Source organism: Roseivivax sp. CAU 1753 (assembly GCF_054482575.1).
Window position 1 is genome coordinate 457,074 of record NZ_JBTLRF010000001.1, and the last position, 25,239, is coordinate 482,312.

Here is a 25,239-nt window from a genome sequence, read left to right on the forward strand (position 1 = left end):
CCGCGCAGGCTTACTGACATGTTAGCGCCTGTCAATCCGGTTTCGGGGCCCATCCCGTCACAAAGACATCATAAAAATGCTGCGCTGCGGCTAGGTCGTGCCGTTTTTTGCAGGCTTCACAGGGCACCCGGAACATGGCTAGAATGGCAAAATCCAAAGCGCTTTGAACGCGCTAATGCCTTCAAATGGCGGATTTGCCGATGAACCTCAGAGAACTGTCCGAGCACCTCAACCTGTCGCAGACCACCGTCAGCCGGGCGCTGAACGGCTATCCCGAAGTGCGCGAGGCCACCCGCCAGCGGGTTTTGCAAGCCGCGCTGAAATTCAACTACAGCCCCAGCGCGCGCGCCAAGGGGTTGGCGACCGGGCGCGCGATGGCCATCGGTCACGTGATTCCCCTGTCAAGCAAGCACGAGATCCTGAACCCTGTCTTCGGCGATTTCATCTCGGGCGCGTCCGAGGCCTACATGGCAGCCGGATACGAGCTTGTGCTGACGCTGGTGCCCGACCGCGAACAGGCCGAGCGCTACAGCGCCATCCGCGCCAAGGGCAACGTCGATGGCATCATCCTGCACGCGCCGCAGCTGCGCGATCCGCGCATCGCGCTGCTGACCGAGATCGGCGTACCGTTCCTGGTCCATGGCCGATCGGATGGGATGCCCGAGGACTACGCCTATGTGGATGTCGACAACCGGCATGCCTTTGCGCGCGCCACGCGGCACCTGATCGGGCTGGGTCACCGCCGCATTGCCCTGATCAACGGCATCGAGTCGATGGATTTCGCCCATCGTCGGCGGCAGGGCTATGCGGATGCGCTGCGCGAGGCGGGGCTGGGCGTCGACAGGTCGCTGATCGAAAGCGGCAGCATGACCGAAAGCCTCGGATTGTGCAGCGCGACCGACATGCTGGCCAGGCCCAATCCGCCGACGGCTTTCCTGTGCGCATCGATCCTGATCGCGCTCGGAGTGGAGCGGGCGATCTTCAGCCGAGGCCTCGCGATGGGCCGCGACGTGTCGGTCATCACCCATGACGACGTGCTGAGCTACCTGCCCAATGGCGCGGACGAGCCGCTGTTCACCGCGACGCGCGCGCCGATCGGCGCGGCGGGGCGATTGTGCGCAGAGCGGCTGCTGGCGATGATCGCCGCCCCCGACGCGCCAAGACCGCAGGACCTTCTGGCGGCGGATCTCATCCTCGGCCGGTCGACCGGTCCTGCCCCCGCATGATGCCCGCCGCACCCCGCCTGCGCAGGCGCGATCGCAGGCCCGACAGCCCGCCCCTTGCCCGCAGCGCGGCGCGGCCCGGCCTTGATTGCAGCGGCAAAGCCTCCTACCACCCGCACCGAACCGAACCGAGGTAAGTCCATGGCAGCGCTTTCCCCCCAACTGGCCGTCGTGGCCGACATCGGCGGCACCAACACCCGCGTCGCGCTGGCCCGCGGCGGCACCGTGGCGGCAGACAGCATCCGCCGGTATCGCAACGCCGAGAATGCCAGCCTTGAGGCGGTCTTGAGTCATTACCTCGCCGAGCAGCAGGCGCGCCCCGATGCGGCCTGCGTCGCCATGGCAGGCCCGGTCCGCGACGGCGTCGGCAAGCTGACCAATCTGGACTGGCAGGTCGACAAGACCTCGGTCGCGGCGGCCACCGGGGCAACCACCGTGGCGGTTCTGAACGATCTGCAGGCCCAGGGCCACGCGCTCGATGCGTTGTCGCCGGACGTGCTGATCCCGGTGCTGCCCGGCAAGCCCGCAAGCCCGCAGGCCGCCAAGCTGGTGATCGGGGTCGGCACCGGGCTGAACGCGGCGCCGGTCTACCGGTTGGGCGGGCAGACCCTGGTCCCCCCCTCCGAGAGCGGGCATGTGTCGCTCAAGGCGCGGTCGGCGGACGAATTGCGGCTGCGCGACTGGGTGGCCCGCAAACACGAGATGCCGGGTTTCGAGGATGTGCTGTCCGGGCGTGGGCTCGAACGCCTGCACGCCTTTCTTTGCGAAGAGGATGGCGCAGGCACGCCACTCTCGGCGGCACAGATCGTGGACGCGGCGGGTCAGGATGACCGCGCCGACCGGACCATCGCGCTTTTTACCCGTCTGCTCGGGGCCTATGTCGGCGATTTGTCGCTGATCACCCTGCCCTTCGGCGGCATCTATCTGTGTGGCGGCGTCACGCAGCACGTCGCGCCGCATTTGACGACCGCGCTCTTTTCGGATGCGTTTTGCGAAAAGGGGCGGTTTTCCAGCTTCATGCGGCAGTTCCCGATGTTCATCGTTACCGATGATTACGCCGCCCTGACCGGATGCGCCTGCCATCTGGCCGAGCTTGGCCAGCTTGGGGCATGACAACTTCCGGTGCTTCCGGGTTGCAACCTTGGGGACACGACTGAACAATCGACGAGTGACGGGCCTTGCCAATCCGGGTTCAACGCGGTTTTACGAATGTGAGCGTTAACAGGATCGTCCAGACATGAACATCGCGCCCCCCTCCGCGACCCAGACTTCGACCAGCACATTGCGCAACGCGATCGTGCAGCACCTCTGCTATTCCTTTGGCCGCGAGCCGGATTTCGCGGGCATCGAGGATTGGCGCATGGCGCTGTCCTTTGCCATCCGCGACCACATCGCCGACAGCTGGTTCAAGGCGGCGGGCGTGACGCGCGACAACGGGGCCAAGCGGGTCTACTACCTGTCGATGGAGTTTCTGATCGGGCGGCTTCTGGAAGACGGCATCGTCAACCTCGGCCTTGTCGAACAGTCGCGCGAGGCGCTGGCGTCGCTCGGTCAGGACTATGACACCGTGCTGGCCGATGAGCCGGACGCGGCGCTTGGCAATGGCGGCCTTGGCCGTCTCGCGGCATGCTTTCTCGAAAGCCTGTCGACGCTGGGCTGTCCGGCCTATGGCTATGGCATCCGCTACGAGCACGGATTGTTCCGGCAAAGCTTTCAGGACGGCAAGCAGGTCGAGTCCCCCGAGACATGGCTGCTGCAGCGCCACGCCTGGGAATTCGAACGCCCCGATGCCCGCTTCCACATCGGGTTCGGTGGCGAGGTCACGGAGGTCGACAACCGCAGCGTCTGGCAACCGGCGGAATTCATCGACGCCGAGGCCTACGACACCCCGATCGTCGGCTGGAAGGGACGCTGGGCCAACACCTTGCGGCTCTGGTCGGCCAAGGCGTCGGATCCGTTCGACCTGCCCGCCTTCAACCGCGGCGATTTCGCCGGGGCCGCCGCCCCCGAGGCGCTGGCCCGCACCATCAGCCGGGTGCTCTATCCCGACGACACCACCGAACAGGGCAAGGAGCTGCGCCTGAAGCAAGAGTTTTTCCTGGTCGCCGCCGCGCTCCGCGACATCCTCGCGCGGTTCGACAAGGAACATTCGGACATCCGCAAACTGCCCGACGCGGTTGCGATCCAGCTCAACGACACGCATCCCGCCGTTGCCGCCCCCGAACTGGTGCGGATCCTGCACGACGAACGCGGCCTGCCCTTCAACGAGGCAACGCAGATCGCGCGCGCCTGCCTGTCCTACACCAATCACACGCTGCTGCCCGAGGCGCTGGAAAGCTGGGACGAGGGCCTGTTCGGCCGCCTGCTGCCGCGTCACCTTCAGATCGTCGACCGCATCGACAACGACCACTACCAAGCCAACCCGTCCCGCACCCAATCCATGCGCGCCGATGGTCAGGTCAAGATGGGACAGCTGTCCTTTGTCATGGCCCACAAGGTCAACGGCGTCTCGGCGCTGCACACCGGGCTGATGAAAGAGACCGTGTTCGAGGAGTTGCACCGCTTGCATCCCGATCGCATCGTCAACCAGACCAATGGCGTGACCCCGCGCCGCTGGCTGTTGTCGTGCAACCCGCGCCTGTCGGGGCTGATCACAGACACCATCGGCGAGGCCTGGGTCGACGACCTGGAGCAGTTGCGCAAGCTTGAACCCGCCATCGAGGATGCCGGCTGGCGCGATCGCTTCGCCGCCGCCAAGCGCGCCAACAAGGCGGAGCTGTCGCAATGGATGGCCGAGACGCAGGGTGCGTCGGTCGATCCCGATGCGATGTTCGACGTCCAGATCAAGCGCCTGCATGAATACAAGCGCCAGCACCTCAACATCCTCGAGACCATCGCCCTCTGGCAGGAGATCAAGGACAACCCGCAGGGCAACTGGACGCCGCGCGTGACGCTGTTTGCCGGAAAGGCCGCGCCGGGATACACGTTCGCCAAGGATATCATCCACCTTATCAACGATGTAGCGGTCGCTCTTAATGCTGACAAGCAGACCCGCGATCTGTTGCAGGTGCATTTCCTCCCCAACTACAACGTCACCCTCGCCGAGCGTCTGGTGCCCGCCGCCGATCTGTCCGAGCAGATCTCGACCGCGGGCAAGGAAGCCTCGGGCACCGGCAACATGAAATTCGCCCTCAACGGCGCGCTGACCGTCGGCACGCTCGACGGGGCCAATGTCGAAATCCGCGAACATGTGGGCGCCGACAACTTCTTCCTGTTCGGCATGACCGCCGCCGAGGTGATGGAGCGTCGCAAGATCGCGGGTCACGCGGCAAAGGCCATCGCCGCCGATCCGCGCCTTGCCCGTGCCCTCGAGGCGGTGCGCTCGGGCGTGTTCTCGCCCGACGAGCCGGACCGCTACGGACATATCGCCGACAACCTGTCGGGGCCGGACTACTTCCTCGTGTCTTCGGATTTCAGCGACTACTGGCGCGCCAGCCGCGAGGCCGACGCAACTTTCGCGGATCAGGCCACATGGCAGCGCAAGGCCGCGCTGAATACCGCGCGGTCCGGCTGGTTTTCGTCCGATCGCACGATCCGCGGCTACATGCAGGATATCTGGGCGACACGGTCCTACCTCGAAGAGTGATCGAACACGCGCATTGAAGCGTTTGCACAGGAAGGTAAGCTACATTTCATGGTCAGTCACACGCATTTGCCCCGCCCCGCCCTCGCCCGTATCCTCGATGCGACCAGCGACGATCCCTTCGCGGTCCTGGGGCCGCATGATGTCGAGGGCACCCGTCACGTCACGGTGTGCGACCCGCATGCCGCTGAAATGGCTGCGGTGATTGGCAAGAAGACCTATCCGCTGGACGCCGTTGCCGACCTTCCGGGCATCTTCTGCGGCCCGGTGCCGGGCGACGACGCCTACGGGCTGCGCGGCAGCGATGGCGCGGGCAAGACCTGGGACATGGAGGACGCCTACCGGTTCGGCCCGGTGCTGGGCGAGATCGACGAATACCTGCTTGGCGAGGGCACGCATCGCGCGCTGTGGAAGGCGCTCGGTGCGCATGTGATGACCCATGATGGTGTCCATGGCACGCATTTCGCGGTCTGGGCCCCGAATGCCCGGCGCGTCTCGATCGTGGCGGATTTCAACGGCTGGGACGGACGGCGCCACCTGATGCGGCGGCGCGGTGCCACCGGCGTGTGGGAACATTTCGTGCCCGGCGTCGGCGAAGGGGCCGCCTACAAGTACGAACTGATCGGCGCGCAGGGCGACATCATGCCGCTGAAGTCCGACCCCTTGGGCTTCGGATCGCAGCACCCGCCCGAGAATGCATCGGTGGTGCGCGACATCGCGGGCTATGGCTGGTCGGATGACACATGGATGACGGACCGTGCCGCGCGCAACAGCCGCGATGCGCCGATCTCGGTCTACGAGGTGCATCTGGGGTCGTGGAAGCGCAAGGCCGACAATCGCCGCATCTCCTATATCGAGGCGGCGACGGAACTGGTCGATTACGTCACCGACATGGGCTTTACCCATATCGAGCTGATGCCGATCTCGGAATATCCCTTTGACGGCTCCTGGGGCTATCAGCCGGTGGGCCTGTTCGCGCCCACGGTGCGCCACGGGCCGCCGCACGAGTTTCGCGATCTGGTCAATGCCGCGCACAAGGCGGGCGTGGGCATCATTCTCGACTGGGTGCCGGGCCATTTTCCGACCGACAAGCACGGGCTGGGCCAGTTCGACGGCACGGCGCTTTATGAACACGCCGACCCGCGCGAGGGCTTTCATCAGGACTGGAACACCCTGATCTACAATTACGGTCGCCGCGAGGTGAAGAACTTCCTGACGTCCAACGCTTTGTATTGGCTTGAGGAATATCACGTCGACGGGCTGCGCGTCGATGCCGTGGCCTCGATGCTCTACCGCGACTATTCCCGCGACGCGGGCGAATGGGTGCCCAACAAGGATGGCGGGCGCGAAAACTACGAAGCCATCGACGTGCTGCGGACGATGAATACCGAAACCTACGGAGCGCATCCCGGCATCATGACCGTGGCCGAGGAATCCACCTCGTTTCCCAAGGTTTCGCAACCGGTCCATGACGGCGGGCTCGGCTTCGGGTTCAAGTGGAACATGGGCTGGATGAACGACACGCTCGACTACATCCAGAAAGACCCGATCTACCGCCAGCATCACCACAGCCAGATGACCTTCGGGCTGGTCTACGCCTTTTCGGAGAACTTCGTGCTGCCGATCAGCCATGACGAGGTGGTGCATGGCAAGGGGTCGATGCTGGGGCGGATGCCCGGCAATGACTGGGAACGGTTCGCCAACCTGCGCGCCTATTACGGCTTCATGTGGGGCCACCCGGGCAAGAAGCTGCTGTTCATGGGTCAGGAATTTGCCCAGCCTTCGGAATGGAACCATGACACGTCGCTGCCCTGGCACCTGCTGGAAACCCCGTCCCACGGCGGAATACAGGCGCTGGTGCGCGATCTGAACGCGCTTTATGCCGCGACACCGGCGCTGCACGTCAAGGATTGCGACCCCGAGGGCTTCCAGTGGATCGAAGAGAACGACGCCTCGCGGTCGGTCTTCGCATGGCGGCGCAAGGGCAATGCAGGCGACGCCGAGGTTGTGGTGCTGTGCAACTTCACCCCGGTCGAACAGAGCCATTACAGGATCGGCTTGCCGTCGGAAGGGCGCTGGCGAGAGGCGCTCAACACCGATGCCGCGCTATACGGCGGTGCGGATCGTGGCAACATGGGCGGCGTGACGGCAACGGATGCCCCGAGCCACGGGCTGCCCGCATCGGCCGAGGTCTACCTGCCGCCGCTGTCGGCGGTGTTCCTGATCAAGGACTGAGCTGCCCGAAACCGGTCGCCCCGCACCCGGTCCCGCCACAAGCCACCGGATGCCACCGGATGCCGCCCCGCGCCGGTCGGCCCGGCGGTTCCGGAGTCGTTTCGGCGGTTCGCGGTCCCGGGATCTTGCCGCGCGGGACAAATAATCCGTTAGCGCAATCACAATTTTTCGCGCGGCCACTAGCCAGACCGGTGTCCAGTCTGCAAAGTGTGTCCTCGTGACGGCGCGACAGACGTCGGACCGGACAGTCAGGGAGGACGACATGGCAGACACTTCAAAGCGACTATCGAGCCGATCGATGGCCTTTGTGCTTGCGGGCGGGCGCGGCTCTCGGCTCAAGGAACTGACCGACAGGCGGGTGAAACCGGCGGTCTATTTCGGCGGCAAGACGCGGATCGTGGATTTCGCCCTGTCGAACGCGCTCAATTCCGGCATCCGGAAAATGGCGATCGCGACGCAGTACAAGGCGCATTCCCTGATCCGCCATTGCCAGCGCGGCTGGAGCTTCTTTCGCGCCGAGCGCAACGAATTTCTCGACATCCTTCCGGCGTCGCAGCGCGTGGCGGAATCGATGTGGTATCGCGGCACCGCCGACGCGGTGGCCCAGAACGTCGATATCGTCGACAGCTATGACGTCGATTACGTGGTGATCCTGGCCGGTGACCACATCTACAAGATGGATTACGAGCTGATGCTGCGCCAGCACGTCGATGCCAAGGCGGACGTGACCATCGGCTGCCTGACGGTGCCGCGCGAAGAGGCCTCGGCCTTCGGGGTCATGGCGATCGACGAAAACGACGTCATCACCTCGTTCCTGGAAAAGCCCGCGGACCCGCCGGGCACGCCGGACGACCCGACCGTGACGCTGGCCTCGATGGGGATCTACGTCTTCAACTGGAAATTCCTGCGCGAGCTGCTGCTCAAGGATGCCGAGGACGAAAACTCCAGCCACGATTTCGGCAACGACCTGATCCCCGAGATCGTCAAGGGCGGCAAGGCGCAGGCGCATCGCTTTACCGACAGCTGCGTGCGCGCCAACGACGACGCCCCGGCCTATTGGCGCGACGTGGGCACGGTGGACGCCTTCTGGAAGGCCAACCTGGACCTCACGACCTTTTCGCCGGACCTCGACCTCTGGGACACGTCCTGGCCGATCTGGACCTATTCGGAATCGGTGCCGCCCGCGAAGTTCATCCATGACGAGGCCGACCGCCGCGGCTTGGCGATCTCGTCGCTGATTTCGGGCGGGTGCATCATCTCGGGGTCCGAGATCCGCGAGTCGCTGCTGCACACGCAGGTGCACACCAATTCCTATTCCTCGCTGGTGCGGGCGGTGGTGCTGCCTTACGTCTATGTGTCGCGCAAGGCACGGCTGAAGAACGTGGTGATCGATCGCGGCGTGCATATTCCCGAAGGGCTGGTGGTCGGCGAGGACCCGGTCGAGGATGCCAAGTGGTTCCGCGTGTCCGACGGCGGCGTGACACTGATCACGCAGGACATGCTGGACGCGCGCGCTGCGGAGTCATGACACGGGTCCTGTCTGTCGCCTCGGAATGCGTACCGCTGGTCAAGACCGGCGGGCTCGCGGATGTCGCCGGCGCCCTGCCCGGGGCGCTGGCCCCGCTTGGCGTCGAGATGCGCACGCTGATCCCGGCCTATCCGGCGGTCAAGGCCGCCCTTTCGGGCGGCAAGACCCATGCGCTGGGCCCTCTCTTCGGCGCTGACGCGCGCCTCATCGAGGGCAGCCTGGGCGAGACGGTTCTTTACGCGCTCGATGCACCGCATCTTTTCGACCGCGACGGCAGCCCGTATCTCGATGCGAACGGCATCGACTGGCCCGACAACCCTGTGCGGTTTGCCGCCCTGTCCTACGCCGCGGCGCTGATCGCGGCCAAGGGGGTCGCGGGCTGGCGGCCGCAGGTGCTGCACCTGCATGACTGGCAGGCCGGGCTCGCACCGGTCTACCTGCGCGACATGACCGGAACCGACGCCGTCGGGACGCTGCTGTCGATCCACAATATCGCGTTCCAGGGCATGGCCCCGGCGGCGATGCTGCCGATGCTGGCGCTGCCACAAAGCGGCTTTACCGAGGACGGGTTCGAATACTGGGGCCAGATCTCGGCGCTCAAGGCCGGTCTGACAACCGCCGATCGCATCGCGACGGTCAGCCCGACCTATGCGCAGGAACTGCTTACGCCCGAGTTCGGCATGGGCATGGAGGGTATCCTGAACGCGCGCCGCGGCGATCTGTCGGGTATTCTCAACGGGGTCGACACCGATGCCTGGACCCCGCCCTACAAGACCGCGCGCGGCAAGGTGCGGCACAAGACGGCGCTGCGCCGTGAGTTCGGCCTGCCCGACTGGTCCGGTCCGCTTTGCGTCGTGATCTCGCGGTTGAGCCAGCAGAAGGGGCTTGACGTGTTGCTCGAGGCATTGCCTGCCCTGTGCGATCATGGCGGGCAACTGGCGCTTCTGGGCTCGGGCGATCCCGGTCTGGAAGCCGCGTTCCGCGACGCCGCCGCGCATGAGGGCATCGGCGTCAGGATCGGCTACGACGAGGCGCTGTCGCGACGCATGATCGCCGGGGCCGACGCGATTCTGGTGCCGTCCCGGTTCGAACCCTGCGGGCTGACCCAGCTTTACGGGCTGCGCCACGGCACCCTGCCGCTGGTCGCGCGCACCGGCGGTCTGAACGATACGGTGATCGATGCCAACCCCGCCGCAGTGGCCGCAGGGGTGGCCACCGGCGTGCAGTTCCATCCCGTTACGTCATCCGCATTGGCAGGGGCCTTTGCGCGCCTACATGACCTGTGGCAGACACAGAAGGTCTGGCAACGCATGATGAAGAATGCGATGGCACAGGATGTGGGTTGGGATGTCTCGGCCCGGGCCTATGCCGCGCTCTATCAGGATATCGTCCAATCCAAATGACACCGACCACTCCGCCCGCTCCGGGCCATGCCGCGCCGCTCGGTGCGCGGTTCGACGGCGATGGCACCAATTTCGCCGTCTTCTCGCAGAACGCGACGGCGATGTATGTCTGCCTGTTTTCCGAGGATGGCAGCGAAGAGATCCAGCGCGTCGCCCTGGCCGAGCGGAACGGCGATGTCTGGCACGGCTACCTGCCCGGCATCCGGCCCGGGCAGCTTTACGGTCTGCGCGCCGATGGCCCCTACGACCCCGAGGAGGGGCACCGCTTCAACGTCAACAAGCTGCTGATGGACCCCTATGCCAAGCGTCTGACCGGCCATCCGGACTGGAACGACTCGCTTTATGGCTTTACCCGCGGGCATGACGATGAAGACCTGTCCTTCGACACCCGCGACAGCGCCCCGCACATGCCGCGCTGCGTCGTCGAGGACCCGAGCTTCGCATGGGGCGACACCTGTGCCCCCGCCACGGCGATGCAGGACACCATCGTCTACGAGGCGCATCTCAAGGGCCTGACGCAGGAATTTCCCGAAGCGACCCCCAAGGGCGGCGCGCTGGCGCTGGCCTCGGGTGCGATGATCAACTACCTGACCGACCTGGGCATCACCGCGGTCGAGCTGTTGCCGGTGCATGCCTTCATCAACGACCGCTTTCTCGTCGACAAGGACCTGACCAACTACTGGGGCTACCAGAGCATCGGGTTTTTCGCCCCCGATCCGCGCTACCTGAGCGATGGCGGTCTGAAGGACCTGCAGCACGCGGTGGCGCGCCTGCACGCGGCGGGAATCGAGGTCTGGCTCGATGTCGTCTACAACCACACCGGCGAGGGCGACCAGCTTGGCCCGACGCTGTGTTTCCGGGGTCTCGACAATGCCGCCTATTACCGGCTGGCCGAGAACCGGCGGCACTACATCAACGACACCGGCACCGGCAACACCATCAATATCGAGCATCCGATGGTGATGCGGATGGTGATGGACAGCCTGCGCTACTGGGTCGAGACCTTCCGGATCGACGGGTTCCGCTTTGACCTCTGCGCCACGCTGGGGCGCACCGCCGACGGTTTCGACCCCAGTGCCGCCTTTTTCGACGCAGTGCGGCAGGACCCGACGCTGGCGCATGTCAAGCTGGTGGCCGAGCCCTGGGATATCGGCCCCGGCGGTTACCAGGTGGGGGCGTTTCCGGCACCCTTCTCGGAATGGAACGACAAGTATCGCGACGGGGTGCGGCGCTTCTGGCGCGGCGATGCGGGCATGGTGGCGGAACTGGCCGCGCGGATCACCGGATCGGCGCTGCAATTCGACCATTCGGGGCGTCCCGCCACCGCCAGCGTCAACCTGATCACCGCCCATGACGGCTACACGCTGGCCGACACAACCGCCTATGTCGAGCGTCACAACGAGGCCAACGGCGAGAACAACCGCGACGGACACGGCGACAACCACTCGGACAACTTCGGCGTCGAGGGTCCTTCCGACGATCCCGACATCACCGCTGCCCGCGCGCTCCGGCAGCGCAACATGCTGGCCACCCTGATGCTGAGCCAGGGCACGCCGATGCTGCTGGCAGGCGACGAGTTCGGCAATTCGCAAGGCGGCAACAACAACGCCTATTGCCAGGACAACGCGACCGGTTGGCTCAACTGGGGGTCGTGCGATCCGGACCTGCACGCCTTCACCAAGCGCCTCATCGCGTTCCGCAAGGCGCGCCCGATCCTGCGTCAGAAGCTGTTCCTGCACGCGCGCGAACGGGTGCTCGACGGCATCCCCGATCTGTTCTGGTGGCGCGAGGACAGCACCGAGATGCAGGATGCCGACTGGGAAGACCCCGACCGGTCCCTGGTCTGCGCCGAAATGCGTATGGCCAGCGGCACACCGCCCTATGCCCAGCGTGAGGACGCGCTGTACCTGGCGTTCAACGCCGGTGGACCGATCACCCTGACCCTGCCCAAGGCCCCCAGGGGCAAGGTCTGGGTGCGCCACATCGACACCACCCGCCCCGAGGCCGCGCCGACGCCGGTCAAGGGCGACCTCGACCTCGTCGGACCGTCGGTTCTGGCCTGCGTTCTCGAGGCGATCGACGCCTAGGGACAGACCGGTTCCGACGGCCCCTTGTCATTCCGCGCCCAGCCTTCATGCTTGGCGCAACGCCATTGACCGAAACATTGAACTCTGAGGAGGAGCCGAGATGGACATCGTTACAGTCGAAACCCGCCCGATCGACGGGCAGAAACCGGGCACTTCGGGGTTGCGCAAGAAAACCCGCACCTTCATGGGCGCGCACTTCCTCGAGAATTTCATCCAGTGCATCTGGGACGGCATCGGCGGCGTCGATGGCAAGACCATCGTGCTGGGCGGCGACGGGCGCTATTTCAACGACCGCGCGGCGCAGGTCGTCCTGCGCATGGCGGCGGCCTCCGGCGCGGCCAAGGTCATCGTCGGCACCGGCGCGATCCTGTCCACGCCGGCCGCGTCGAACCTCATTCGCACGCGCGGTGCCGATGGCGGCATCATCCTGTCCGCATCGCATAACCCCGGCGGCCCCGAGGGCGACTTCGGCGTCAAGTACAACACCGCCAACGGTGGCCCCGCGCCCGAAGGCGTCACCGCCAAGATCCACGCCGCCACGCAAAGCTGCATTCGCTACTTCATCGCCGAGAGCCAGGATATCGACCTGTCCGCGCCGGGCACCACGATGCTGGGCAAGACCGAGATCGAGGTGGTCGACCCGGTCGCCGATTACAGCGCCATGATGGAACGCATCTTCGATTTCGACGCGATCCGCGCGCTTTTCGCAGGCGGCTTCCGGATGCGCTTTGACGCCATGCACGCGGTCACCGGCCCCTATGCGCACGCCATTCTGGAAGACACGCTGGGCGCGGAAAAAGGCACCGTCATCAACGGCGTTCCGCTGCCCGACTTCGGCGAAGGCCACCCCGATCCCAATCCGATCTGGGCGAAGGCGCTGATGGACGAGATGTACGGCGACAATGCCCCCGATTTCGGGGCCGCGTCCGATGGCGACGGCGACCGCAACATGGTCGTGGGGGCCAATGCCTATGTGACACCGTCCGACAGCGTCGCGGTGCTGGCGGCGAATGCCACCCTGGTGCCGGCCTACAAGGACGGGCTCAAGGGCGTCGCACGGTCGATGCCCACGTCCCGCGCGCTGGACCGGGTGGCCGACGCGCTGGGGATCCGGTGCTACGAGACGCCGACCGGCTGGAAGTTCTTCGGCAACCTGCTGGATGCGGGCCGCGTCACCATCTGCGGCGAGGAGAGCGCCGGCACCGGATCGGACCATGTGCGCGAAAAGGACGGGCTTTGGGCGGTGCTGTTCTGGCTCAACATCCTCGCGGTCAAGAAGACCTCGGTCGCCGATCTGATGGCGGCACACTGGAAGCAATACGGGCGCAACTACTATTCGCGCCACGATTACGAAGATGTCGACGCCAAGGCCGCCGAAGGGTTGATGGCGCATCTGCGCGACAATCTGGCCACCCTGCCCGGCACCAGCGCCGGTGATCTGACCGTCGAGGCGGCGGACGAATTTGCCTATGACGATCCGGTGGACAACAGCCGCTCGGAGGGACAGGGAATCCGCATCACCTTGTCGGACGCCGGCCGCATGGTATTCCGCCTGTCGGGCACCGGCACCGAGGGCGCGACCCTGCGGGTCTATCTCGAACGTGCCGAGACCGATCCCGCCAAGCTCGACCTTGCCCCCGAAGAGGCGCTGGCCCCGGTCATCGCCGCCGCGGAGGCCCTGGCCGAGATCAAGTCGCGGACCGGCCGGGACGCCCCCGATGTGACGACCTGATCCTGACCCCACGGAGGCACAATGGCCCTCAACGACCGTATCGTTTTCGACGCCCCGGCCTCGGAAGCCATGGCGCGCGCCTGCGAAGAGACGCTGATGACGGCGCAGACCCGGTTCATGGCCGAGACCGCCATCGCGCGCGATCTCGGGGGGCAGGTAGGTGCGGACGGCGTGGCCAGGTTCGGCTTCTGGGTGCCGGAATTGCAGGATGCCCGCGTGCCCTCGGGGGACATCTTCCTCGAGGTGCTGGCCCCGACCGCACCGCTCGATCTGACCCGCGCGCATCAAGAGGTGGCCTTCGAACGGGTCTACCTGCCGGTGATCCGCACCGAGGCGCATTGTTTTGCGGTTGTGCGCGGAATGAATGCGGGCAGCCGCGACGCTCTGGGCGATTTCTACGCGCTCTGCTGGCGCGATGCCGAGGATACCTGGCACCGCATCCTCGACCCGCTGGCGATGTCCCTGCCCTTCGGCGCGATGGCCCCGGCCGAGCTTTACGACGTAGAGGCGATGCAGGCGGCGCGCACCGACCGGGCCTATTGGGACGCGCTCAGGGGCGACACGCCGCACAAGTTCGGTCCCGTCTCGAACATCCTGCAGATCCATGTGCCCACCGCCACCGCGGGCGGCACCCTTGCCGATCTGACGCGCCAGTTCGAACGGCTGGCCGCAAGGGTCGCGGCGGGTCTGCCGCTTGAGCCTGCGGACCAGCTTTTCATGGGATACGACAGCGTGCAGTTGCTGCCGGTGGAGCCGACCACCGTCTACGAAACCGGGCCGGACTTCTGGCAGGAACGCGCGGGCCCGGACGATCAGGTGACCGTGTCGCTCTTGCGTCCCGACACGACGAACTGGGGATATGACACCGTCATCGCGGGCATGGCGACGGTCAATCCCTGCCTGCTCGAAACCGGACGCCCGGATGAACTGGTCGATCTGGCCTGCGTTCTGCACAGCTTTCCCGACCGCCCCAAGAAGCTGGTGCTTGACGTGGTCTACGGCCATTCCGACAACCAGGGTTTGCGCGTTCTGGGCGGACATTTCTTTGCCGGACCAAACATGTACGGGCAGAACCTCGACTACCAGAACCCCTCTGTCCGGGCCATTCTGCTTGAAATGCAGCGCCGCAAGGTGAACTTCGGCGCCGATGGCGTGCGGGTCGATGGCGCGCAGGATTTCAAGTACTGGGATGCCACATCGCAGGAACTGCGCCACGACGATGACTACCTGCAAAGCATGTCGGACATCGTGCAGACCGTCGCGGGCACCGACTACCGCCCCTGGTTCATCTTCGAGGACGGCCGCCCCTGGCCCGAGGAGGACTGGGAGCTGTCATCGACCTACCGATCCGTGATCGAGCGTCAGCGCGACGATGACGTCTTCCAGTGGGGTCCCTTAACGTTTGCCCATAACACCCCGTTTCTGTACACTTTCTGGCTGGGCAAATACTGGCGCATCAAAGAATGCCTGAGCGTCGGCGCGAACTGGATATCGGGCACCTCGAACCATGACACGCTGCGGCGCGGCACCCAGGTCAGCCCGAAGATGAACATCAATACGCGCCTCGGCCAAACCCGGATGGAGATTCTCGACAAGGCCTATGACAACCCCGCCGTGCATACGATGACCTATGTCACGCTGCCCGGCGTGCCGATGGATTTCCTGAATGCCATGGCGCGGGCATCCTGGGGATTCGTGCGCAACCAGGACGACCGCTACGGTGTTAAGGTTGTGGCTGAAGAAGCCATCTCACTGCGTTGGCAAATCGACGAATATGCCTTTTCGATACCGGGCAATTTCAACCGCTTGAAAGCCCTCGGATACGAGACGCGCGAGGACCTGGCGCGCTTTCTGACCTTCCTGCCCGCACTGGTCGAGGTCACCGATTACGACCTCGAGGATATCGCGCGGCTGCTGAACACCACCGAGCCGAAGCTGGCCGGGCCGGTCTATTCCGTCGAAAGCCTGAAGAAGATCGCACGGGCCTGGATGGATGACATGCACGAATACTGCAACATCACCCATTCGCTGGGCAGTCTCGATCCGGTGCAATGCGCCTACACGCTGGCGCTGCGGGAATTTCGTGCCGCGCGGCCCTGGCTGCGCCAGAACTACGGCCCCGGCGACCACTTTGGCTACCTCGAGCCGCTAAACGGACGCACCGTCTTCACGTCGCTGCGCCATGGCCCGCACGGTGAACAGATCTACGCGGTGATCCACATGGAGGGCAAACCGACGGCAGATCTTGACCCGCTGGAGCTGGGCGTGCCGGGCACCGATGGCGCGGGCTGGACCTGTGCGCTGCGCAGCCCGGGCATCGCCGCGGACTATACATCCGGCCCCATCGCGCTCGGGGATTCCATGGCGCTGGTCTTTACCCGGACGCCATAGGGCCTTGTCGCTACGGCAGGATCACCTGGCTTGCCCGCTGCCCCTTGAACCCGGTCGGCACCGCAAAGGTCACCCCGGTCAGGCGGTCGTTGTCGGGCGCGCCATGCGCCGCCGAGGTGATGTAGAGCGTTGACAGGTCCGCCCCGCCGAAGGCCGGGCAGGTCACCTGCCCCGCCGGAACGCCGATCGCCGTCATGAACGCGCCCTCGGGGCTGTAGCAGGCCACCCGACCGGCCCCCCATTGCGCGTTCCAGAGGTTGCCCTGGCTGTCCACCACCGCGCCGTCGGGGTTCAATTCGTCGTCGCGAAGATCGACGAAGACCGTCGGCTCCTCGGCGGGCCAGCCCGCGTCATCCAGCGCCACGCGCATGATCTGCCGTGCGCGGGTGTCGCAGAAATAGGCATGACCCGCCGGCGCGAAAGAAATCGCGTTGGGGATCGCAAGGCCTTTGTAAAGCTGGCGCAATTCGCCACGGTAAAACCGGTAGATGGCCCCGTCGCTGCCGCCCTCGTCCTTGCGCATGGTGCCGATCCAGAACCCGCCCCAGGGGTCGGTGCGGCCATCGTTCGATCGCATCTCGTCGCGGTCCGCCTCAAGCTCGACCACATCTTCGCGGGTCTCGGCTTCGGTGTCGAAGACGAACAGCGCGCGCTCGTCCGCGATCAGCAAACGGGTGCCGTCGACCCAGCCCGCCGCCGAGACATGGGTGTCGAACCGCCAGTCGCGCTGGCGCTGGCCGTCATGCTCGAACAGTCGCTTGCCGAGAATATCGAACCAGTAAAGCGCCGCTTTCTTCGGGTGCCAGAGCGCGCCCTCGCCCAACGCACAGACCGTATCGCTCAGGATCATGGTGCCTCCATCCCGTGGTGGCATCATCCTGATGGAATGCGTCCCGCTTTGCCACCCCTGCCGCGCCCCATTGCCCGGACCGGGGTCGCGCCTCACGAAGATGCCACTTTTCAAGCCCCCGGCTTCCGCGCTAGGCACGCATATGTCGGCGATCCTCAACCGGTTGAAACTGCGCTACAGCCAGAAGTTCTTTCTTCTGGCTGCCCTGCCGCTCATCCTCGCAGTGTCGGCGATTGCCTATCTCGTGGCGCATCAGGCCCGCGCGCTGGCCGACCGCGAAATCCGCAGCCTCGAGACGCAGTTGATCGAGGCCAAGAAGGCGGAACTCAAGAACTACGTCACCCAGGCGCGCAACGGCTTCTATTTCGTCTATGGCTCTGCCGCCCCCAACGACCAGGCCGCGCGCGAACAGGTCAAGCAGATCCTGGCGGCCATGATCTATGGCGATGAGGGGTTTTTCTTCGTCTACGACTATGACGGCACCAACCTTGTCAGCCCGCGACGCACCGACATGATCAACCGCAACTGGACCGGCCTCACCGACAGCGACGGCACGCCGATCACCGACGAATTGATCCGCATCGCGCGGCAGGGGGCGGGCTATCACGAATACCTCTGGCCCAAATCCGCCACCGGGGAAGAGGCGCGCATGATCAGCTACGTCACCTCGTTCCCGTCCTGGCAATGGGCGGTGGGCACCGGCGTCTTCATCGATGACGTCGTCGAAAGCGTCGCCGCCACCCGCGCCGAGGTCGAACGCAGGGTCGAGCGCACGTTTTTCTACATCGGTCTGATCACGCTGATCGCATTGCTCGGCGTGTTCCTGTCGGGGCTGATCATGAACCTGCGCGAACGGCGGCAGGCCGATGCCCGCCTGCGCGAGTTGACGCAAAGGGTGCTCGACACCCAGGAAGAGGAACGCGGCCGCGTCGCGCGCGAATTGCACGACGGCATCAGCCAGATCCTTGTGGGGGTGAAATACGCCCTCGATATCGCGCGGCGGCGGCTGCAGACCGGCGATGCGCGCGCCGCCGACACGCTGGACCAGGGCGTCGAGCATCTGGCCGGCGCGATCCAGGAGGTGCGCCGGATCAGCCGCGATCTGCGCCCCGGCGTGCTGGACGATCTCGGCCTTGGTCCCGCGCTCAAGGCCCTGTGCGAGGATTTCCGCGCCCGCACCGGCATCGCCGTGCACTTCGAGACCGTGGTCTTCCGCAACCGCCTTGACGACGAGGCCAAGATCGCGCTCTACCGCATCGCCCAGGAGGCGCTGACCAATATCGAGCGCCATTCCGAAGCGACCCGCGTCGAGGTCGACCTGCGCGGCCACAAGCACGGCGCGACCCTGCGGCTGTCGGACAATGGCAAGGGCCTGCGCGACGACACCTTGGCGCGCACCCGTCGGGGCATCGGCCTGCGCAACATGCAGGAACGGATGGACCACCTCGGCGGCACGCTGCGGGTGCTGTCGGCGCGGTCCGGCACCGTGATCGAGGCCGAGGTGCCGCTGACCCACATGCTGCCCCCCGAAGGGACGCAGCCCCAGACCGAACACAGGAAACGCGCATGACCCAGCCAACCCGCGTCGTCGTGGTCGATGATCATCCGATGATCGCCGAGGGCATCACGGCCATCCTCGAGTCCTACGACGACATCTCTGTCATCGCCACGCTGTCGGACGCCCAGCAGATGATCGACCGGCTTGGCGACCTCGGTCCCGATGTGATCCTGATGGATCTGAACATGCCCGGGCTGTCCGGTCTGTCCGCGACCGAGATCATCCTCGAGCAACGCCCGGAAACGCGCATCCTGATCCTGTCGATGCATGACAGTCCGGAATATATCCGCACGGCGCTGGGGCACGGCGCGATGGGCTACGTGCTCAAGGATGTGCCAAGCGACGAGATCAAGATCGCCATCGACCGCGTCCATGCCGGAGAACGTTATCTCTGCGTAGGGGCCGAAGGGGCCATCGCGCCTTCGGAAGGCACCGAGCGCGAGCAACTTACCAACCGCGAACAGACGATCCTTCTGCAACTGGCGCAGGGCAAGACCAACAAGGACGTGGCGGCGGCGCTCGATATCTCGATCCGCACGGTCGAGACGCATCGCAAGAACATCAAGCGCAAGCTTGGCATCAGCTCGACCGCCGGGCTGACACGCTATGCGATGGCCCATGGCGTGCTGCAGGGCACGGGGGTCAATCTGTAACGGGAACCGCCGCTTGCCGAAGCCGCAGGACGCGCCTTCGGCTCAGACCTGGCGGTCGTCCGCAACCGGGGCGATGCTGTCGCATGAGGCCGCGCGCCAGACCGGGCCGTGCCCGTCGTCGCCCGCCTTTACATGCGAGGCCCATTGCCCCAGCGCGATCAGGCCCACCAGAAGTGCGGCCTTGCACAGCGTGAACTCCCGCGTCGACAGGCGCGGAACGGCGCGGTCGGTAAAGCTTGCGATCATCGACATTCTCGGCCTCCTCCGGCCCTTCGCCGGAACTGAACTGTCCTGTTCAGATCATGCGCCAAGGCCGGGTTCCGGGCAAGTCACGAAGCCGCGTCCGTCTGTTACAAAGGCGCACACACGGCGTGCGTTGGCGCTTGAACCCGGCGGGCGGGCGATGCTAGATGGATGGGCCTCGCGGGTGTAGCTCAATGGTAGAGCAGCAGCTTCCCAAGCTGACGACGAGGGTTCGATTCCCTTCACCCGCTCCAGCCCCCTCCCCGCCACTCAGATCCGCGCCTTCAGATGCGCCACCCGCGCCCGCACCGCGTCCGAGACCGGGCCCTCGCGCGGCGCATCGCGCAGGGTGGTCAGCAGTGCCGCGCCCGGACGGGCCTTGCGCGCCCAGTCAAGGTTGCGCAGCGTCTGTTCGGCGGTCCGGGGCAGCTGCGCCGGGATGACCTGCCCCGACAGCGTCGCCCAGACACAGGTCCAGAGCCGCGCCACACTCCAGGGATTGTAGCCGCCGCCACCCGACACGATCAGCCGCGGCGCCATCCCCATCAGGGCCGCCACCGTGCGGATATGGGCGTTGTTCGACAGCGCCAGCCGCGACAGCGGATCCTCGGTCACCGCGTCGGCCCCGCATTGCAGGAAGATCGCGTCCGGCGCGAAGGCCTGCGTCGCGGGCAGCATCACCTCGTCCAGAAACAGCGCAAAATCGCTGTCATTGGCCCCGCGCGGCAGCGGCAGGTTGAACGCCGCGCCCCCGGCGGTGTCCTCGAGCCTGCCGGTGAACGGCCAGCGGTTCTCCTCGTGGCACGAAATCATCCGCACCTTGGTCGATCCCGCGAAGGCAGGCTCGACCCCATCCGAATGATGCGCGTCGATGTCGATATAGACGATGCGCCCGAGGCCCTGGGCCAGCAGCCGCTGGATCGTCAGCACAGGCTCGTTGATGTAGCAAAAGCCGTGGGCGCGGTCGGGATGGCCGTGATGGGTGCCACCGCCCGGGTTGTAGACGATACCGCCCCCGGCCACGAGGTCCGCCGCCAGCATGCCGCCGCCCGCCGCAGTGGCCGGACGGCGGTACATTTCGGGAAAGACCGGGTTCGACAGGGTGCCAAGGCCGTGGCGGTCGCGCACCGACGCATCCACCGCCTGCGCCGCCTCGGCGGCGACCAGCGCATCGATATAGTCTGGCGTGTGAAAGCCCAGCAACGAGGCTGGCTTGGCGCGCGGGCTGGTCCTGTAGCGCGCGGGCGGCAACCATCCGAGGCCGCGCGCGAGGTCGATCACCGTCGGCACCCGCGGGATCGACAGCGGATGCAGCGCCCCGTAGCTCGAGCCGCGATAGATGGTCGATCCGATGAAAAGCGCGGCTGTCATGGCGGCCAAGGTAACCCGGCTTCGCACGCTGCCAACCCCGCGAACGACTGCGGCTGCCGCGGCGGCCGACCGATGGTGCGGATCTGCGCGCCGACCATACGCGCCTAGCCCGCCTCGGCCTTTTCTTCCAGCGCCAGCCATTCCTCTTCGGCGGCGGACAGGCGGTCCTGGCGTTCGGCCAGCGCCTCGGTTGCCTTGCGGAACTTGACCGGCTCGCGGGTGAACAGCTGCGGGTCGGACAGCAGATCGTTCAACTTGCCGATCTCGGCCTCGATCCGGGCGATCACGGCGGGCAATTCCTCAAGGCGATGCTTCTCGGAGAAGCTGAGGCCCGCCGGTTTCGGTTTGGGCTTGGGATTGGCGGCGCGGGCGGCATCGGCCCCCCTGGCACGCTGCACCGCGTCCGCCGAGGGGCCGCGCTGGAACTGGTAGTCCGACCAGCCACCGGCATAGACCACCGCGCGCCCGTCGCCCTCCATCGCGACGGTCGTGGTCGCCACCCGGTCGAGGAAATCGCGGTCGTGGCTGACCAGCAGCACCGTGCCCGCATAATCACCCAGCAGATCCTGCAACAGATCGAGCGTTTCGACATCGAGATCGTTGGTCGGTTCGTCCAGCACCAGCAGATTGGATTCCCGCGCCATGATCTTAGCCAGCAGGAGCCGCGCCTTTTCGCCGCCCGACAGCGACCGCACCGGCGCACGCACCCGGCGTTCATCGAACAGGAACTCCTTGAGGTAGCCGACGACATGCTTGGGCTGGCCGCGCACGAGGATCTGGTCGGCCTTGCCCGAGACGCCCATTTCCGGATCGCCTGTCAGGTTTTCCCACAGCGACATGTCGCCATCGAGCCGCGCGCGGGCCTGGTCGAAGACCGCAGGCACCAGCTTGGTGCCCAGCTTGACGGTGCCCGCATCGGGGGCTTCCTCGCCCATCAGCATGCGGATCAGGGTGGTCTTGCCGACGCCGTTCGGGCCGACAAAGGCCACCCGGTCGCCGCGTTCGATCTTGATCGAGAAATCCTTCAGGATCAGCTTGCCGCCGAAGGTCTTGGACAGGCCCTCGGCCTCGATCACCTTCTTGCCCGAGCTTGGCCCCGCCGCCAGGTCCATCGCCGCGGCCCCCTGCCGGCGGATCATGCCCGAGCGTTCCGCGCGCAGGGCCTGCAACGCCCGCACCCGGCCCTGGTTGCGCGTGCGCCGGGCCGAGATACCCTCGACCGCCCAACGCGCCTCGGCCTTGATCTTGCGGTCCATCTTGTGGCGCTGCATGTCCTCGTCTTCCCAGACCTTGTCGCGCCAGGCCTCGAAGGCGGTAAAGCCCTCCTCGCGGCGGCGCACCGCCCCCCGGTCGATCCACAGCGTGGCGCGCGTCAGCTCGGCCAGGAAGCGGCGGTCGTGGCTGATCAGCACGAAGGCCTTGCGGGTCGATTTCAACTCGGTCTCGAGCCAGCGGATCGCCTCGATATCGAGGTGGTTGGTGGGTTCGTCCAGCAGCAGAAGGTCGGGATCCTCTGCCATCAGCTTGGCCAGTGCCGCGCGCCGACGTTCGCCGCCCGACGCCGTCTCGACCGGGCGCGCGGGGTCGAATTTCAAACCCTCGGATGCCGCCTCGACGCGGTACATCTCGCCCGGTTCCAGCTCGGAGGCGGCGAAATCGCCCAGCGTCGCGAAGCCCGAAAAGTCCGGATCCTGCTCCATGTAGCCGACCGAGGTGCCCGGCGGCACGACACGGGTGCCGGTGTCGGCCTCGACCAGCCCTGCCATGACCTTCATCAGGGTCGACTTGCCCGACCCGTTCCGACCCACCAGCGCCACCCGGTCGCCCGGTTGCACAACGAGGCTCAGATCGGCGAAGACCGGCTCGCCGCCGAAGGTGAGCGAGATATCCGAAAGCTGTAAAAGGGGTGCCTGTGCCATGGCCGGGCATATGGCAGCGGCGGCGCGCGCCCGCAAGTGCGCACGGCGCGGACCGGGTCATCCCGGCTCGGCGATGCGCCGCAGAAGCCGCGCCCGGGCCGGTGGAATGCGCGCGGTCTCGACCCCGGTGAACACGTGCAGGGTCTGCATGTCGCGGTCGATCACCGCGTGATCGCTGACCCAACCGCCAAGCGCGAGGTAGGTCTTGAGTAGCGTCGGCAGCGCCCTCGGTCCGCGCCGGGCATCCGCGCGCCGGGTGGTGTCCGCCGTGTAGCGATAGACCTCGGCCGCCTTCTCGGCGGGTTGCCAGCGCGGCGGGGCCTGATGCCGGTCGCGCAGCCAGGCGAAGGCGTCGCCGTAAGGCGCCGGATCGGTGCCCGCAAAGGATGCGCAGCCAAACAGCAGCGCCACCGCATGACGGTCGACATAGCGCGTCAGAAACCCCCAGGCGATGCGCGGGATATCCGGGTCGATCCGCCCGGGGGCGATACAGAAGCGCCCGATCTCGACCATGTGGCCGGGATAGTCTGCAAGCCGCGCGAGGTCATAGAACTCCGCGGCATAGGATTGACCGAGGCTGGTGCCCCGGTGGACCGCGAGAAGCCGGAAACAGGCGACCATCTCGCCGCTTGTCGCATCCTCGACCAGAACCTGAACGGCGCGCGCGTCGATCGCATCGGCCTCGGCGCGGGCCGCGTCGCCCGGAAAGGCCCGTGCCCGCAAGGTCCGGACCGCCGCCCGGTCGCCGGGGGTATCGGCGATGCGGGCGCGGTATCGTCCCTTCGCAAGCGCAAGGTCGTGCGACGTCGCCGCATCGCAAGCGCCGCCGTCACGTCCCGGCAGGCCCGCGGCGGTCACGTCCCTATTCCCCGATCAGACCGGCTGGGTTCAACGAGCCGATATTGCCGAAGAGCTTGCGGATGAAGCTGATATCGCCGCCTGCGTTGTCGGTGACCCGACGCGAGATCGGCACCACGCGCCCGTCCTGCAAACCGTACCGTTCGATATTCTCGACCACGCCATCGTCGGTAAAGGTGATCGCCACCACCTCGCGGCGGGTGACCTCCGGTTTCTGCCAGGCGAAGTGGCGTATGGTCGAGCCGACCCAGTAATACGCCCCCTCGGAAAGCACGCCCGATGCGGTGGGCACGCCGACCGTTTCCTCGACCGTGGCGCGGGTATCGATGCCGGGCACGATGGATTGCAGGTCCTCGTCCGGCGGCACATAGCCATGATTGCGGAAATCGGCCGTGCAGGCGGCAAGCGACAAGGCGGCTGCAATGATCAGGGCGAAAGATGCGCCTCCGGCCCGTGTTCGACTGCCCGACATTCCAACCCTCTTGCTTTTGGCCGCGTTCGGCTTTTATCCCGCTTACAGAAGGACGCAGCGGCGATCAAGTCGTGGGCGTTCGCCGGTAAATCCGCCGCATGCAACGAAAGGTGCCGATCCCATGTCAGAAGCGCCCCACACGCCCGGTCCGTTCCGGACCGCCGATCTGCCCAATACGCAGCCGACGCGCTTTCGCGTGACGCCCGACGAGGCCACGCGTGCCGAGATTGCCGCGACGCTCGACTTCACCGCGCTGCGCAAGGTGGTGTTTGACGGCGCCATCAAACCCCTGGGCAAGCGCGGCTGGCGGCTTGAGGGGCATCTCGGGGCGACGGTGGTGCAGCCCTGTATCGTCACTCTGGCGCCGGTCACCACCCGGATCGAGACCGACGTGGTGCGCAGCTACCTGCCCGAGGCGCTGCTGGGCGATCCCGAACCCGGCTCCGAAATCGAGATGCCCGAGGACGACACCACCGAACCGCTGGGGTCGGTGATCGACCCCTCGGTGGTCTTGATCGAGGCGCTGTCGCTGGCCGCGCCCGACTATCCCCGCGCCGAGACCGCCGCCGAGATCGCCGCCGAATCCCGACCCCCGGGCGCCGCCCCCATCCGGGACGAGGACACCAAGCCCTTTGCCGGGCTTGCCGGACTGATGCAGGCGCGGGAAAAGGATGACGAAAGCGGTGCCGAATAGACCCAGAATCCGCTTGCGTTCCGGCCTGCCCCCACTATGTTCGCGCCTTCACAGGAATTCAGGGTTGCCAGCGGTGCGCGATAGGGACTATCAGCCCGCCAGATTCCCGACACCGGGCACCGCGACGACGCAAGGCGCGCCCATCACACGAGATTGAGGTTGAGACATGGCCGTCCAACAGAACAAAGTATCCAAATCGCGCCGCAACAATCGTCGCGCGCACGATTCGCTGACTGCGGCGAACCCCAACGAATGCGACAACTGCGGCGAACTGAAGCGCCCGCACCACGTCTGCCCCTCCTGCGGGCACTACGCAACGCGTGAAGTCGTGGCGGTCGCCGACGAGATCGACCTGGACGAAGACGCAGCCTGAATAGCG

19 protein-coding genes and 1 tRNA gene are annotated in these 25,239 nt (G+C 66.1%); 14 read left to right on the forward strand and 6 right to left on the reverse strand.

Annotation, left to right across the window (positions count from 1 at the left end; all coding sequences use genetic code 11):
• The first annotated feature begins 200 nt into the window (after positions 1-200).
• From ACXYMN_RS02070 to gghA, 9 genes are all read left to right on the forward strand, one after another.
• Entirely contained in the window at positions 201-1,226 is a 1,026-nt protein-coding gene (locus ACXYMN_RS02070) for a LacI family DNA-binding transcriptional regulator (protein ID WP_459011734.1), read from the forward strand.
• A 138-nt stretch (positions 1,227-1,364) separates the two neighbouring features.
• The gene (locus tag ACXYMN_RS02075) at positions 1,365-2,336 is read left to right on the forward strand and encodes a glucokinase (protein ID WP_459011735.1); all 972 of its coding nucleotides are present in this window, start codon (positions 1,365-1,367) and stop codon (positions 2,334-2,336) included.
• Between the two features lie 124 nt (positions 2,337-2,460).
• A complete protein-coding gene (locus tag ACXYMN_RS02080; RefSeq protein ID WP_459011736.1) occupies positions 2,461-4,869 on the forward strand; it encodes a glycogen/starch/alpha-glucan phosphorylase in 2,409 nt (802 codons plus the stop codon).
• 48 nt (positions 4,870-4,917) lie between these two features.
• Positions 4,918-7,101 (forward strand): 1,4-alpha-glucan branching protein GlgB, encoded by a 2,184-nt coding sequence (gene glgB / locus ACXYMN_RS02085; RefSeq protein WP_459011737.1) that lies wholly within the window; start codon positions 4,918-4,920, stop codon positions 7,099-7,101.
• 262 nt (positions 7,102-7,363) lie between these two features.
• Positions 7,364-8,629: a glucose-1-phosphate adenylyltransferase gene (gene glgC / locus ACXYMN_RS02090; protein ID WP_459011739.1), complete on the forward strand. Its 1,266-nt coding sequence runs from the start codon at positions 7,364-7,366 to the stop codon at positions 8,627-8,629.
• Positions 8,626-10,032, forward strand: a complete 1,407-nt coding sequence (glgA, locus tag ACXYMN_RS02095; RefSeq protein ID WP_459011740.1) for a glycogen synthase GlgA — start codon at positions 8,626-8,628, stop codon at positions 10,030-10,032. The genes glgC and glgA overlap by 4 nt, the downstream gene beginning before the upstream one ends.
• Positions 10,029-12,119: a glycogen debranching protein GlgX gene (glgX, locus tag ACXYMN_RS02100; protein WP_459011741.1), complete on the forward strand. Its 2,091-nt coding sequence runs from the start codon at positions 10,029-10,031 to the stop codon at positions 12,117-12,119. The genes glgA and glgX overlap by 4 nt, the downstream gene beginning before the upstream one ends.
• A gap of 100 nt (positions 12,120-12,219) precedes the next feature.
• Positions 12,220-13,851: an alpha-D-glucose phosphate-specific phosphoglucomutase gene (locus ACXYMN_RS02105; protein WP_459011742.1), complete on the forward strand. Its 1,632-nt coding sequence runs from the start codon at positions 12,220-12,222 to the stop codon at positions 13,849-13,851.
• A 21-nt stretch (positions 13,852-13,872) separates the two neighbouring features.
• Positions 13,873-16,242, forward strand: coding sequence for a glucosylglycerol hydrolase (gghA, locus tag ACXYMN_RS02110; protein WP_459011743.1), 2,370 nt, complete (start codon positions 13,873-13,875; stop codon positions 16,240-16,242).
• Positions 16,243-16,252: 10 nt separating this feature from the next.
• Here gghA and ACXYMN_RS02115 read toward each other — a convergent pair whose 3' ends face one another.
• Entirely contained in the window at positions 16,253-17,092 is an 840-nt protein-coding gene (locus ACXYMN_RS02115) for an SMP-30/gluconolactonase/LRE family protein (protein ID WP_459011744.1), read from the reverse strand.
• 142 nt (positions 17,093-17,234) lie between these two features.
• Here ACXYMN_RS02115 and ACXYMN_RS02120 point away from each other — a divergent pair, with 142 nt between their 5' ends.
• Both ACXYMN_RS02120 and ACXYMN_RS02125 read left to right on the forward strand, forming a co-directional pair.
• Entirely contained in the window at positions 17,235-18,662 is a 1,428-nt protein-coding gene (locus ACXYMN_RS02120) for a cache domain-containing protein (RefSeq protein WP_459011745.1), read from the forward strand.
• Complete coding sequence (locus tag ACXYMN_RS02125; RefSeq protein WP_459011747.1) at positions 18,659-19,303, forward strand: response regulator transcription factor; 645 nt, start codon at positions 18,659-18,661, stop codon at positions 19,301-19,303. Before ACXYMN_RS02120 ends, ACXYMN_RS02125 begins: the two co-directional genes overlap by 4 nt.
• 42 nt (positions 19,304-19,345) lie before the next feature.
• Here ACXYMN_RS02125 and ACXYMN_RS02130 read toward each other — a convergent pair whose 3' ends face one another.
• Positions 19,346-19,555 (reverse strand): hypothetical protein, encoded by a 210-nt coding sequence (locus tag ACXYMN_RS02130; protein ID WP_459011748.1) that lies wholly within the window; start codon positions 19,553-19,555, stop codon positions 19,346-19,348.
• 171 nt (positions 19,556-19,726) lie between these two features.
• On the opposite strand from ACXYMN_RS02130, the gene ACXYMN_RS02135 reads away from it, so the two are divergent.
• Positions 19,727-19,800, forward strand: a tRNA-Gly gene (locus ACXYMN_RS02135).
• 16 nt (positions 19,801-19,816) lie between these two features.
• On the opposite strand, the gene ACXYMN_RS02140 is transcribed toward ACXYMN_RS02135, so the two are convergent.
• The 4 genes from ACXYMN_RS02140 to ACXYMN_RS02155 all read right to left on the reverse strand — a co-directional run bounded on the left by ACXYMN_RS02140 (position 19,817) and on the right by ACXYMN_RS02155 (position 24,166).
• Positions 19,817-20,917, reverse strand: a complete 1,101-nt coding sequence (locus ACXYMN_RS02140; RefSeq protein ID WP_459011749.1) for an acetoin utilization protein AcuC — start codon at positions 20,915-20,917, stop codon at positions 19,817-19,819.
• Positions 20,918-21,021: 104 nt separating this feature from the next.
• Positions 21,022-22,836, reverse strand: a complete 1,815-nt coding sequence (locus ACXYMN_RS02145; protein ID WP_459011750.1) for an ABC-F family ATP-binding cassette domain-containing protein — start codon at positions 22,834-22,836, stop codon at positions 21,022-21,024.
• Between the two features lie 57 nt (positions 22,837-22,893).
• Positions 22,894-23,694 carry a GNAT family N-acetyltransferase gene (locus ACXYMN_RS02150; RefSeq protein WP_459011751.1) on the reverse strand — a complete coding sequence of 267 codons (801 nt, stop codon included), beginning with the start codon at positions 23,692-23,694 and terminating at the stop codon, positions 22,894-22,896.
• Between the two features lie 4 nt (positions 23,695-23,698).
• Positions 23,699-24,166, reverse strand: a complete 468-nt coding sequence (locus ACXYMN_RS02155) for an outer membrane protein assembly factor BamE (protein ID WP_459011752.1) — start codon at positions 24,164-24,166, stop codon at positions 23,699-23,701.
• 121 nt (positions 24,167-24,287) lie between these two features.
• Here ACXYMN_RS02155 and ACXYMN_RS02160 point away from each other — a divergent pair, with 121 nt between their 5' ends.
• The gene (locus ACXYMN_RS02160; protein ID WP_459011753.1) at positions 24,288-24,860 is read left to right on the forward strand and encodes a YceD family protein; all 573 of its coding nucleotides are present in this window, start codon (positions 24,288-24,290) and stop codon (positions 24,858-24,860) included.
• Between the two features lie 166 nt (positions 24,861-25,026).
• Entirely contained in the window at positions 25,027-25,233 is a 207-nt protein-coding gene (rpmF, locus tag ACXYMN_RS02165) for a 50S ribosomal protein L32 (RefSeq protein WP_459011754.1), read from the forward strand.
• Positions 25,234-25,239 lie beyond the last annotated feature (6 nt).

What these genes read in the sequence shown, in the direction of transcription:
- ACXYMN_RS02075 (WP_459011735.1), top strand. Translation starts at nt 1,365, where the DNA reads ATGGCAGCGCTTTCCCCCCAACTGGCCGTCGTGGCCGACATCGGCGGC.
- ACXYMN_RS02140 (WP_459011749.1), bottom strand. Translation starts at nt 20,917, where the DNA reads ATGACAGCCGCGCTTTTCATCGGATCGACCATCTATCGCGGCTCGAGC.
- ACXYMN_RS02105 (WP_459011742.1), top strand. Translation starts at nt 12,220, where the DNA reads ATGGACATCGTTACAGTCGAAACCCGCCCGATCGACGGGCAGAAACCG.
- ACXYMN_RS02130 (WP_459011748.1), bottom strand. Translation starts at nt 19,555, where the DNA reads ATGTCGATGATCGCAAGCTTTACCGACCGCGCCGTTCCGCGCCTGTCG.
- glgA (WP_459011740.1), top strand. Translation starts at nt 8,626, where the DNA reads ATGACACGGGTCCTGTCTGTCGCCTCGGAATGCGTACCGCTGGTCAAG.
- glgC (WP_459011739.1), top strand. Translation starts at nt 7,364, where the DNA reads ATGGCAGACACTTCAAAGCGACTATCGAGCCGATCGATGGCCTTTGTG.
- gghA (WP_459011743.1), top strand. Translation starts at nt 13,873, where the DNA reads ATGGCCCTCAACGACCGTATCGTTTTCGACGCCCCGGCCTCGGAAGCC.
- rpmF (WP_459011754.1), top strand. Translation starts at nt 25,027, where the DNA reads ATGGCCGTCCAACAGAACAAAGTATCCAAATCGCGCCGCAACAATCGT.
- ACXYMN_RS02120 (WP_459011745.1), top strand. Translation starts at nt 17,235, where the DNA reads ATGTCGGCGATCCTCAACCGGTTGAAACTGCGCTACAGCCAGAAGTTC.
- glgB (WP_459011737.1), top strand. Translation starts at nt 4,918, where the DNA reads ATGGTCAGTCACACGCATTTGCCCCGCCCCGCCCTCGCCCGTATCCTC.
- glgX (WP_459011741.1), top strand. Translation starts at nt 10,029, where the DNA reads ATGACACCGACCACTCCGCCCGCTCCGGGCCATGCCGCGCCGCTCGGT.
- ACXYMN_RS02115 (WP_459011744.1), bottom strand. Translation starts at nt 17,092, where the DNA reads ATGATCCTGAGCGATACGGTCTGTGCGTTGGGCGAGGGCGCGCTCTGG.
- ACXYMN_RS02160 (WP_459011753.1), top strand. Translation starts at nt 24,288, where the DNA reads ATGTCAGAAGCGCCCCACACGCCCGGTCCGTTCCGGACCGCCGATCTG.
- ACXYMN_RS02070 (WP_459011734.1), top strand. Translation starts at nt 201, where the DNA reads ATGAACCTCAGAGAACTGTCCGAGCACCTCAACCTGTCGCAGACCACC.
- ACXYMN_RS02080 (WP_459011736.1), top strand. Translation starts at nt 2,461, where the DNA reads ATGAACATCGCGCCCCCCTCCGCGACCCAGACTTCGACCAGCACATTG.
- ACXYMN_RS02145 (WP_459011750.1), bottom strand. Translation starts at nt 22,836, where the DNA reads ATGGCACAGGCACCCCTTTTACAGCTTTCGGATATCTCGCTCACCTTC.
- ACXYMN_RS02155 (WP_459011752.1), bottom strand. Translation starts at nt 24,166, where the DNA reads ATGTCGGGCAGTCGAACACGGGCCGGAGGCGCATCTTTCGCCCTGATC.
- ACXYMN_RS02125 (WP_459011747.1), top strand. Translation starts at nt 18,659, where the DNA reads ATGACCCAGCCAACCCGCGTCGTCGTGGTCGATGATCATCCGATGATC.